The 10068-nt window shown below is 69.3% G+C and carries 13 protein-coding genes; 10 read left to right on the top strand and 3 right to left on the bottom strand.

Going from position 1 to position 10068, the window contains the following annotated elements:
- The first annotated feature begins 23 nt into the window (after positions 1–23).
- The 9 genes from LH076_RS07215 to LH076_RS07255 all read left to right on the top strand — a co-directional run bounded on the left by LH076_RS07215 (position 24) and on the right by LH076_RS07255 (position 5346).
- Entirely contained in the window at positions 24–497 is a 474-nt protein-coding gene (locus tag LH076_RS07215) for a CinA family protein (protein ID WP_227783307.1), read from the top strand.
- Between the two features lie 87 nt (positions 498–584).
- Entirely contained in the window at positions 585–857 is a 273-nt protein-coding gene (locus LH076_RS07220) for a helix-turn-helix domain-containing protein (protein ID WP_227783308.1), read from the top strand.
- Positions 858–860: 3 nt separating this feature from the next.
- Positions 861–1055 carry a DUF3046 domain-containing protein gene (locus LH076_RS07225; RefSeq protein WP_227783309.1) on the top strand — a complete coding sequence of 65 codons (195 nt, stop codon included), beginning with the start codon at positions 861–863 and terminating at the stop codon, positions 1053–1055.
- 124 nt (positions 1056–1179) lie between these two features.
- A complete protein-coding gene (gene recA, locus LH076_RS07230; protein WP_227783594.1) occupies positions 1180–2238 on the top strand; it encodes a recombinase RecA in 1059 nt (352 codons plus the stop codon).
- On the top strand, positions 2222–2800 hold the full coding sequence (locus LH076_RS07235; RefSeq protein ID WP_227783310.1) for a regulatory protein RecX: 579 nt from the start codon (positions 2222–2224) through the stop codon (positions 2798–2800). The genes recA and LH076_RS07235 overlap by 17 nt, the downstream gene beginning before the upstream one ends.
- Positions 2797–3309 carry a phosphoribosyltransferase gene (locus tag LH076_RS07240; protein WP_227783311.1) on the top strand — a complete coding sequence of 171 codons (513 nt, stop codon included), beginning with the start codon at positions 2797–2799 and terminating at the stop codon, positions 3307–3309. Before LH076_RS07235 ends, LH076_RS07240 begins: the two co-directional genes overlap by 4 nt.
- On the top strand, positions 3309–4169 hold the full coding sequence (locus LH076_RS07245; RefSeq protein WP_227783595.1) for a PPK2 family polyphosphate kinase: 861 nt from the start codon (positions 3309–3311) through the stop codon (positions 4167–4169). The genes LH076_RS07240 and LH076_RS07245 overlap by 1 nt, the downstream gene beginning before the upstream one ends.
- A complete protein-coding gene (locus tag LH076_RS07250; RefSeq protein WP_227783312.1) occupies positions 4166–4939 on the top strand; it encodes a HipA family kinase in 774 nt (257 codons plus the stop codon). Before LH076_RS07245 ends, LH076_RS07250 begins: the two co-directional genes overlap by 4 nt.
- A complete protein-coding gene (locus tag LH076_RS07255; RefSeq protein WP_227783313.1) occupies positions 4936–5346 on the top strand; it encodes a DUF3037 domain-containing protein in 411 nt (136 codons plus the stop codon). Before LH076_RS07250 ends, LH076_RS07255 begins: the two co-directional genes overlap by 4 nt.
- On the opposite strand, the gene LH076_RS07260 is transcribed toward LH076_RS07255, so the two are convergent.
- The 3 genes from LH076_RS07260 to LH076_RS07270 are packed head-to-tail and all read right to left on the bottom strand — an operon-like array spanning position 5343 to position 8529.
- Positions 5343–6086, bottom strand: coding sequence for a sirohydrochlorin chelatase (locus LH076_RS07260; protein WP_227783314.1), 744 nt, complete (start codon positions 6084–6086; stop codon positions 5343–5345). The genes LH076_RS07255 and LH076_RS07260 overlap by 4 nt on opposite strands.
- Positions 6083–6829 (bottom strand): phosphoadenylyl-sulfate reductase, encoded by a 747-nt coding sequence (locus LH076_RS07265; RefSeq protein ID WP_227783315.1) that lies wholly within the window; start codon positions 6827–6829, stop codon positions 6083–6085. The genes LH076_RS07260 and LH076_RS07265 overlap by 4 nt, the downstream gene beginning before the upstream one ends.
- Positions 6826–8529 (bottom strand): nitrite/sulfite reductase, encoded by a 1704-nt coding sequence (locus LH076_RS07270; RefSeq protein WP_227783316.1) that lies wholly within the window; start codon positions 8527–8529, stop codon positions 6826–6828. Before LH076_RS07270 ends, LH076_RS07265 begins: the two co-directional genes overlap by 4 nt.
- 68 nt (positions 8530–8597) lie before the next feature.
- Here LH076_RS07270 and LH076_RS07275 point away from each other — a divergent pair, with 68 nt between their 5' ends.
- Entirely contained in the window at positions 8598–10055 is a 1458-nt protein-coding gene (locus tag LH076_RS07275) for a glycine hydroxymethyltransferase (protein WP_227783317.1), read from the top strand.
- The last annotated feature ends 13 nt before the right edge of the window (positions 10056–10068 follow it).

Here is a 10068-nt window from a genome sequence, read left to right on the forward strand (position 1 = left end):
GAGCCGTTCGTAGGATCGGCGACATGACCTCCGCAGACCATGTCCACCAGGTGTTGAAGGACGCGGAGGCCACCGTGGCCACCGCGGAGTCCCTCACCGGCGGCCAGCTCGCCTCGCAGCTGACCAACGTCCCCGGCTCCTCGCAGACGTACGGCGGCGGGGCGGTGACCTACTGGACCTCGCTCAAGATCGCGCTGCTCGGCGTGCCCGAGGCGCTGGTGCAGGAGTACGGCGTCGTCTCCGCCGAGTGTGCCGAGTCGATGGCCACGGGGGTCCGGGACGTGGCCGGGACGACGTACGGACTGGCGACGACGGGCGTGGCCGGGCCCGACGAGCAGGAGGGCAAGCCGGTCGGCACCGTGTTCGTCGGCGTCGCGGGGCCCTCAGGTGCCCGGTCGATCCAGCTCAACCTGGACGGGGAGCGTGCCGATATCCAGGCACAGACGTGTGCAGCCGCGCTCGAGCTGCTCGCCGACGAGGTGTCGGTGAGGGAATAACCGGGTGGGGTGCCCGACGTTGTGTGGGTGTCTCGGGTAGGTTTGCGCACAAGGGTCGCGAACGATGGAAGTTGGGGAGGTGCCCGCATGGTGCTGTTCCGCCGCATGCTGGGTGACGTCCTCCGGGCCCAGAGGATGCAGCGAGGCATGACGCTCCGCGAGCTGTCCGGAGAGGCGAGGGTCTCCCTCGGTTACATCTCCGAGATCGAGCGCGGCCAGAAGGAGGCCTCCTCCGAGCTGCTCGCCTCACTCTGCACGGCCCTCGACCTGCCGCTCTCCGCGGTGCTGCGTGAGGTCTCCGAGGCCGTCGCCGTCGAAGAGATCGCCACCACGTCCGACGTGGTCGCCTCCGCCGCCTGACCCGTGCGTCATACGGAGTTCTGGGCACGGCTCGAGTCCGCTGTCGGTGCGGGCTACTACGAGGTCTGGGCCGACCAGTACGTGATGTCCGAGCTCGGCGGCCTCACCGCCCGGCAGGCGCTCGAGGCGGGGTACACGCCGAAGGAGGTGTGGGCCGCCGTCTGGCGTGCCCTCGACCTGCCCGCGACACTCCGATGAGGATGCTTGGCTCGAACATCTGTTCGGACTAATCTGCTTTTGTCCGTGGCCGCAGCTAGCGTCCAACCCGATGACGACGAAGAAGCAGATGGCCAAGACACCCAAGACCAACGGAGGCACCAACATGGCTGGTGGAGACCGCGAGAAGGCGCTGGACGCCGCGCTCGCCAACATTGAGAAGCAGTTCGGCAAGGGCTCGATCATGCGGCTGGGTGACGACACCCGCGCGCCGCTCGAGGTCATCCCCACCGGCTCGATCGCGCTGGACGTGGCGCTCGGCATCGGTGGACTCCCGCGCGGTCGCGTTGTCGAGATCTACGGCCCCGAGTCCAGCGGTAAGACCACGGTCGCGCTGCACTCCGTCGCCAGCGCGCAGAAGGCCGGCGGTCTCGTCGCCTTCATCGACGCCGAGCACGCGCTCGACCCGGAGTACGCGAAGGCGCTGGGTGTCGACACCGACGCCCTCCTCGTCAGCCAGCCCGACTCCGGTGAGCAGGCCCTCGAGATCGCCGACATGCTGATCCGCTCCGGCGCACTCTCCCTCATCGTCATCGACTCCGTCGCCGCGCTCGTGCCCCGCGCCGAGATCGAGGGCGAGATGGGTGACTCCCACGTCGGCCTCCAGGCCCGTCTCATGAGCCAGGCGCTGCGCAAGATGACCGGTGCGCTCAACAACTCCGGCACCACCGCGATCTTCATCAACCAGCTCCGCGAGAAGATCGGCGTCATGTTCGGCTCGCCCGAGACCACCACCGGTGGCCGCGCGCTGAAGTTCTACTCCTCGGTCCGTCTCGACGTCCGCCGCATCGAGACCCTCAAGGACGGCACCGACATGGTCGGCAACCGCACCCGGGTCAAGGTCGTCAAGAACAAGGTGGCCCCGCCGTTCAAGCAGGCCGAGTTCGACATCATGTACGGCAAGGGCATCTCCAAGGAGGGCTCGCTGATCGACGTCGGCGTCGAGGCCGGCCTGATCCGCAAGGCCGGTGCCTGGTTCACCTATGAGGGCGACCAGCTCGGCCAGGGCAAGGAGAACGCCCGCAACTTCCTCAAGGACAACCCCGACCTCGCTGCCGAGATCGAGCGGAAGATCCTCGAGAAGCTCGGTGTCACCGGCGACGTCGACGTCCCCGACGACCTCTCCGAATTGAGCGATGAGCCGATCGGTGTCGACGACTTCTGAGTCGCCCTGGTCGGGTGACGTCCGCCTCGGGCGGGAAGCGTGGGTGGGGTCCACACCTCCAGACCCGCAGCTTCCCGCCGAGGCGGATCCCGAGTCCGTCGCTCGGACCATCCTGCTGGACCAGTTGACCGGGCGGGCTCGCAGCCGCAAGGAGCTGGCCGACAAGCTCGCCTCCAAGAACGTGCCGGGGGAGATCGCGGTGCGGCTGCTCGACCGGTTCGAGGAGGTCGGGCTGGTCGACGATGCCTCCTTCGCCCGGATGTGGGCCGAGGGCCGGCAGTCGGGCAAGAAGCTGGCTCGGCGGGCGATCGCCCAAGAGCTGCGACGCAAGGGCGTGGACGACGAGGTCGCCAAGGAGGCGCTCGACGAGCTCGACCCCGACGCCGAGGAACAGGCCGCCCGCGACCTCGTGCAGCGGAAGCTGCGGTCGATGTCGCGGCTCGACGACGTGGTGAAGACCCGGCGTCTGCTGGGGATGCTCGCCCGCAAGGGATACCCCTCCGGGCTCGCCATGTCGGTGATCCGCGAGGCACTGGGCGGGTCACTAGACTCCGACGCGTGAGCGAGACACCCGAGCGCACCCCGGAGCGCGAAGTCCTGACCTACGAGCTCTTCGGCACCGCGGTGCGCGAGATCGCGCAGCAGGTCGTCGACTCCGGGTACGAGGCCGAAATCGTCCTCGCCATCGCCCGGGGCGGGCTCGGTCTCGGGATGGGCCTGGGCTACGCGCTCGATGTGAAGAACCTCTCCGCGGTCAACGTCGAGTTCTACACCGGTGTGGGCGAGACGCTCGACGTCCCGATCATGCTCCCGCCGACGCCGCAGGCGGTCGACCTCACCGGCATGAAGGTGCTCATCACCGACGACGTCGCCGACACCGGCAAGACGCTCGAGGTCGTGCACGCGTTCCTCGAGGACCACGTCGCGGAGGTGCGCACGGCGGTCGTCTATGAGAAGCCGTGGACGGTGATCCACCCGGACTACGTCTGGAAGCGGACCGAGGCGTGGATCGACTTCCCGTGGTCCTCGACGCCGCCGCTCGTCAACCGCCACGGTGGACTGGCGCACTGATGGGCCTCGCCGACGCACTCCGGGTACCGCCAGGGCCCGTGGACCTCTCGGAGTGGGATCCCGCCGCGACACCGGCCGTCAAGGGCGGTCGCAAGGAGGCCGAGGGTGAGCTCTTCAGCATGGCCGACGAGCTGCTCGAGCTCCAGACGAAGCTGCTCGCCAGCAAGGAGGGTGACTCGCCGCGGGGCCTCCTCCTGGTCCTGCAGGGCATGGACACCTCGGGCAAGGGAGGCGTGCTCAAGCACAGCGTCGGGCTGATGGACCCCGTCGGCCTCAAGGTCACCTCGTTCAAGGCGCCCACCGAGGAGGAACGCAGCCACGACTTCCTCTGGCGCGTCGAGAGCGCAGTCCCGCCTGCGGGGTTCGTGGGCTTCTTCGACCGCTCCCACTATGAGGACGTGCTGATCCAGAAGGTCCGCTCGTTCGCCCCGGCTGAGGAGATCGAGCGCCGCTACGGCGCGATCAACGACTTCGAGAAGCGCCTCGTCGACCAAGGGATCGTCGTGCTCAAGTGCATGTTGCACATCTCGCCGGAGGCACAGAAGGAGCGGCTGCTCGAGCGGCTCGAGGACCCCACGAAGCACTGGAAGTACAACCCCGGCGACGTCGACGAGCGCCAGCTCTGGGCCGAATACACCAAGGCGTACGAGATCGCCCTCGAGCGCTGCAACACCGAGCCTGCGCCGTGGTTCATCGTGCCGAGCGACAAGAAGTGGTACCGGAACCTCGCCATCGCCAAGCTGTTGCGTGATCACCTGGCGGCCCTCGACCTCGACTGGACCACGCCGTCGGGGCTGGACATCGCCGCGGAGAAGGCGCGTCTCGCCGCCGACACCATCACCTCAGAGTCGGTGCAGTGACGCTGCCGGTCGTCCGCGTGACGCGCTACGTCACGCCGCTGCGCGAGGGCGGCAGCCTCCCCGGCATCGTCGAGGGTGACGACCTCGGCACGTGGGTCTGCAAGTTCCGCGGCGCCGGTCAGGGTCTGCGGGTGCTGGTCGCCGAGGTGATCGTGGCCGGACTGGCCCGAGCGCTCGACATCGCGACGCCTGACCAGTGCGTCCTCGACCTCGACCCCGCGATCGCGCGCTACGAGGCCGACGAGGAGGTTCAGGATCTGCTCAACGTCAGCGCCGGCCACAACCTCGGCATCGACTTCCTACCGGGCTCCTTCGGTTTCGACGCCAGCACCGAGGTCGAGGCCGAGCTCGCCGGCCGGATCCTGTGGCTCGACGCCCTCACGGCCAACGTCGACCGCAGTTGGCGCAACCCGAACATGCTCGTCTGGAACGGTGCCGTCCACGTGATCGACCACGGTGCCAGCCTCTACTTCCACCACTCCTGGCCGGGCGGCGCCGGAGACCCACAGCGCTTCGCCCGTCAGGCCTACGACACCTCCGAGCACATCCTGCAGGGCTCGGCCGATCTCGCGCAGGCGCAGGACGCGGAGCTCGCGGCGCGGCTCACCGACGACGTGCTGGCCGCGGTCGTCGGCGACGTACCGGATGAATGGGTGGACGACTACGAGTGGGCCACCGGCCCGGCTGAGGTGAAGGCCCGCTACGTCGCCTTCCTCCGGGCGCGGCTCGACGGCGTCGACGGGTCCCGCCCCTGGGTGCCGACGCTGTGAACCCCTATCAGTACGTCGTCCTCCGCTGCGTTCCCCGCGTCGAGCGCGAGGAGTTCGTCAACGTCGGGGTCGTCCTCTACTGCCCCGAGGAGGAGTTCCTCGCCTCCGCCTCGCGGCTGAACGCCGGTCGGATCCAGACGCTGGCCCCCGGCCTGGACCTCGACCGGGTCGAGGCGGCACTGGAGTCGATCGCGTTGATCTGCGCCGGGACGGCCCATGCGCAGTTCGGCGCCGGCATGCGGGCGACGGCGTACGGCGAGCGGGCACTCAACGACAACCAGAGCGCCCGCTTCGGCCTGCTCAAGGCGCCCCGCAGCACCGTCCTGCAGCCCGGCCCGGTCCACGGAGGCATGACCTCCTCCGCCGCCGCCGAACTGCAGCGGCTGCTGGACGCGCTGGTCGGTTAGACGGGGACGAGCTCGAGCGAGCCCACGGCGTAGCGCGCAAGGATCGTGCGGGCGAGCTCCGGGTGGGCACCGAGCGGATCGGACACCGCCACGGCGCCGGCCTCGAGCGCGAGCTCCGCGGCCCGGTCCGGCAGCCAGCCGGGGGCGAGGAAGAGCGACGCCACGGCGATGTGGCGACGTCCCTCGGCGCGGAACGCCCGGACGGCCTCACCGGTGGCCGGGGGAGTCGAGGACGCGTAGGCCGCGACGACCGGGAGTCGGTGGTGCGTGCCCCAGAGACGGGCGAGGCGGGCGACCGCCTGGTTGGCGAGGAAGTCTGACGAGCCGGCCGCGGCAAGCACGAGCGCGTCGAGCTCCCGCACCCGCGCCGCGCGCAGCGCCTCGCGGAGCCGCTCGTCGAGGATCCCGAGCAGGGTGGACTCGAGGCCGAGGATCCCGGCCGCCCGGATGGCGACGTCGTCATGACGCTCCGCGGCGGCGGCGACGACCGACGGTACGTCGACCTTCGCGTGATAGGCCTCGCTGAGCAGCAGCGGGACGACCACGATCTCGCGGTGCCCCTCGGCGACCAGCGCGTCGACGACCGAGTCGAAGGACGGCGACGACAGCTCCAGGAACGCCTCGGCGATCCGCAGGTCGGGCCGCATCCGACGCACCTCGTCGGTCAGGGCGGTGATGGTGGCCGCGTGTCGCGGATCGCGCGAACCGTGGGCGAGGGTGATCAGTGCCGGCGCACTCATGAGTGGATCCCGCATTCTGTCTTGCCGGTGCCGGCCCAGCGGCCGCTGCGCGGGTCATCGCCCGGAGCGACGCGGCGGGTGCACGGGGCGCATCCGATGGAGGGGTAGCCGTCGTAGACGAGCGGGTTCACGAGCACACCGTTCTCCGCCATGTAACGCTCGACCTGCTCGTCGGACCACCGCGCGATGGGGGAGACCTTGACCTTGCCCCGCTTGGCGTCCCAGCCGATGACGGGCGCGATCACCCGGTTGCGGGTCTCCGCGCGACGCAGGCCGGTCGCCCAGGCGTCGTACCCGTCCAGCGAGTTCGCCAGCGGCTCCACCTTGCGCAGCTTGCAGCACAGGTCGGGGTCCGTGCGGAAGAGGTCCTTGCCGTACGTCGCGTCCTGCTCGGCCACGCTCTGGACCGGCGTGATGGTGATCAGGTTGACGTCGGAGGTCGCCGCGACCGCGTCACGCGTCCCGATCGTCTCGACGAAGTGGTAGCCGGTGTCGAGGAAGACGACGTCGATCCCCGGCACGACCTTGGCCGCGAGGTGGGCCAGCAGCCCGTCGCCCATCGAGGACGTGAGGCAGAAGCGCTCACCGAACGTCGCCGCGGCCCACTCGATGATCGTCTCGGCGGGCGCGAGCTCCAGCTCGGCACCCCAGTGCGAGACGATCTCGCGGAGCTCCTCGGAGCTGCGGCCCTCGGTGTGGGATCCCTTGAAGGCGCGGGCAGCCGCAGTGGCCACCGTGCTCATCTGACCAACTCCTCATCTGCTCGGGCGACCCACGTCGTGAAGCTCTCGCCCTGCTCGCGGTCCTCGAGGTAGTTCGAGACAAGCGAGCTGATGTAGTCGTCCAGGCCGGCACTCGTCACCTTGTGCTGGCGCAGCTTGCGGCCGAAGTTGGCCTGAAGGCCGGTGGCGCCGCCGAGGTGCACCTGGAAGCCCTCGACCTGCTCGCCGTTCTCGTCGGTGACGAGCTGACCCTTGAGGCCGATGTCGGCGACCTGAGTGCGGGCGCAGGCATTGGGGCAACCGTTGACGTTGACGGTGATCCCCTGATCGCCCAGGTCGAGGTCGGGGAAGCGCCGTTCCAATTCGTCGATCAGGTCGTGGCTGCGCTGCTTGGTGTCGACGATCGCGAGCTTGCAGAACTCGATGCCCGTGCAGGCCATCGTGTTGCGTCGCCAGGTCGAGGGCCGGGCCGAGAGGCCGATGACGTCGAGCTCGTCGACGAGGTCGGGCGCGCGGAGCGGGTCGACACCGAGGATCACGATCTTCTGGTACGGCGTCAGGCGGGCGCCCGACGCGCCGTACTTCTCGATCAGGTCGGCCAGCTGGACCAGCAGCGTGCCCGAGACCCGGCCGACGGTCGGCGCGACGCCGACGTACACGTTGCCGTCCTTCTGCGGGTGGACGCCGATGTGGTCGCGGTGACCGATCGGGCTGACGGGCGAGGGGTTGTCCTCGAGCAGGTAGCCGAGGTACTCGTTCTCCAAGACCTCGCGGAACTTCGGGCCGCCCCAGTCGGCGACGAGAAACTTCAGGCGCGCCTTGGAGCGCAGCCGGCGGTAGCCGTAGTCGCGGAAGATGCCCGCGACGCCCTCCCAGACGTCGGGGACGGCCTCGAGCGGGATCCAGACGCCGAGCTTCTCGGTGAGGTGCGGGTTGGTCGAGAGGCCGCCGCCGACCCAGACGTCGAAGCCGGGGCCGAACTCGGGGTGGATCGTGCCGACGAAGGCGACGTCGTTGGTCTCCGGCGAGACGTCGTGCGACGGGTGGCCGGTGAGCGCCGTCTTGAACTTGCGGGGGAAGTTCGAGAACTTCGGGTCCCCGATGTAGCGCCGCTTGATCTCGTCGAGCGCCCAGGTGCCGTCGATGATCTCGTCGACGGCGACGCCGGCGACGGGGGAGCCGAGGAACGGGCGGGGGCTGTCGCCGCAGGCCTCGAGGGTCGAGAGGCCGGCGTCCTCGAGGCGCGACCAGATCTCCGGGACGTTCTCGATCTCGATCCAGTGGTACTGGATGTTCTCGCGGTCGGTGACGTCGGCGGTGTCGCGGCCGAAGTCCTGGCCGATCGTGCCGAGGGCGCGGACGGCACGGTGGCTCAGGAGTTGGCCGTCGGTCCGGACGCGCATCATGAAGTAGCGGTCGTCCAGCTCCTCCTCCTCCAGCGTGGCCGTCTTGCCGCCGTCGATGCCGGGCTTGCGCTGGGTGTAGAGGCCCATCCAGCGGAAGCGGCCGCGGAGGTCGGCAGGGTCGATGGAGTCGAAGCCGCGCTTGGAGTACGTGTAGAGGATCCGGTCCCGCACGTTGAGCGGGTCGTCGTCCTTCTTGGACTGCTCGTTCTTGTTGAGTGGCTCGGTGTATCCGAAGGCCCATTGCCCCTCGCCGCGCTTGGGGCGCGGGACATCCGTCTTCTGAGGGGCGGCGGGCTTGAAACGCAGGTCGGGCACACCGCAGTCTCACCCGCGCTCACTGGACGCTTCAACTTCGCATCCCACATCGTGGACGTGCGTCCATAATGTGGATGCACTACGGTTGCGCCGTGACTTCTCTCGTTTCCTCCGCGTACCAGCAGGCTCTCGAGGTCATCGCCTCGGTCGAGCCCCGAGTGGCCGAAGCCACCCGCCAGGAGCTCGCCGACCAGCGTGCCTCGCTCAAGCTGATCGCGTCGGAGAACTACGCCTCGCCGGCCGTCCTGCTCACCATGGGCACCTGGTTCTCCGACAAGTACGCCGAGGGCACGGTCGGACACCGCTTCTACGCCGGTTGCCAGAACGTCGACACGGTGGAGTCGCTCGCCGCCGAGCACGCGAAGGAGCTCTTCGGCGCCGAGTACGCCTACGTCCAGCCGCACTCGGGCATCGACGCCAACCTCACGGCCTACTGGGCGATCCTCGCCCACCGCGTCGAGGGTCCTTGGCTCGAGAACGCCGGCGTGAAGAACATGAACGAGCTCACCGAGGCCGACTGGGAGAAGCTCCGCCACGAGCTCGGCAACCAGCGCCTCCTCGGCATGAGCCTGGACGCCGGCGGTCACCTGACCCACGGCTTCCGGCCGAACATCTCCGGCAAGATGTTCCACCAGAACCAGTACGGCACCGACCCCGAGACCGGTCTCCTCGACTACGACGCACTCCGCGCGAAGGCGCGCGAGTTCAAGCCGCTCATCCTCGTCGCCGGCTACTCGGCCTACCCGCGACGGGTGAACTTCGCGACGATGCGCGAGATCGCCGACGAGGTCGGCGCCACCCTCATGGTCGACATGGCCCACTTCGCAGGGCTCGTGGCCGGCAAGGTGTTCCAGGGCGACGAGGACCCGGTCCCGCATGCGCACGTCGTCACCTCGACGAGCCACAAGAGCCTGCGGGGCCCGCGCGGCGGCTTCATCCTCGCCACCGAGGAGTACGCCCCGTCGGTCGACCGCGGCTGCCCGATGGTCCTCGGCGGCCCGCTCTCGCACGTGATGGCGGCCAAGGCCGTCGCCTTCGCCGAGGCGAAGCAGGACTCCTTCAGGACCTACGCCCAGAACATCGCCGACAACGCCCAGGCGCTGGCCGAGGGCTTCAAGAAGCGTGGCATCAAGCTCGTCACCGACGGCACCGACAACCACATCGTGCTGCTCGACGTCTCCGGCCTCGGCATCACCGGCCGCCAGGCCGAGTCGGCGCTGCTCGACTCCGGGGTCGTCACCAACCGCAACTCGGTCCCGTCCGACCCGAACGGCGCCTGGTACACCTCCGGCGTCCGCCTCGGCACGCCGGCGCTGACCACCCGCGGCCTCGGTGAGGACGACTTCGACTACGTGGCCGAGCTGATCACGAACGTCCTCAAGAACACGACGCCGGGCACCACGGCGGCGGGGGCGGCCTCCAAGGCGTCGTACGCCCTCGCCGACGGCGTCGCGGAGAAGACCAAGGCCGCGGCCGCCGAGCTGATGGACAAGTTCCCGCTGTACCCGGGTTTGGACCTGTCCTGAACTGGATATCCTC

This window comes from Nocardioides sp. Kera G14 (genome assembly GCF_020715565.1).
In the GTDB taxonomy this organism is placed as follows: domain Bacteria; phylum Actinomycetota; class Actinomycetes; order Propionibacteriales; family Nocardioidaceae; genus Nocardioides.

Coding starts and splice junctions, on each gene's coding strand:
- LH076_RS07215 (WP_227783307.1), top strand. CDS start 24: ATGACCTCCGCAGACCATGTCCACCAGGTGTTGAAGGACGCGGAGGCC.
- LH076_RS07220 (WP_227783308.1), top strand. CDS start 585: ATGGTGCTGTTCCGCCGCATGCTGGGTGACGTCCTCCGGGCCCAGAGG.
- recA (WP_227783594.1), top strand. CDS start 1,180: ATGGCTGGTGGAGACCGCGAGAAGGCGCTGGACGCCGCGCTCGCCAAC.
- LH076_RS07245 (WP_227783595.1), top strand. CDS start 3,309: ATGGGCCTCGCCGACGCACTCCGGGTACCGCCAGGGCCCGTGGACCTC.
- LH076_RS07260 (WP_227783314.1), bottom strand. CDS start 6,086: ATGAGTGCGCCGGCACTGATCACCCTCGCCCACGGTTCGCGCGATCCG.
- LH076_RS07265 (WP_227783315.1), bottom strand. CDS start 6,829: ATGAGCACGGTGGCCACTGCGGCTGCCCGCGCCTTCAAGGGATCCCAC.
- LH076_RS07275 (WP_227783317.1), top strand. CDS start 8,598: ATGTGGATGCACTACGGTTGCGCCGTGACTTCTCTCGTTTCCTCCGCG.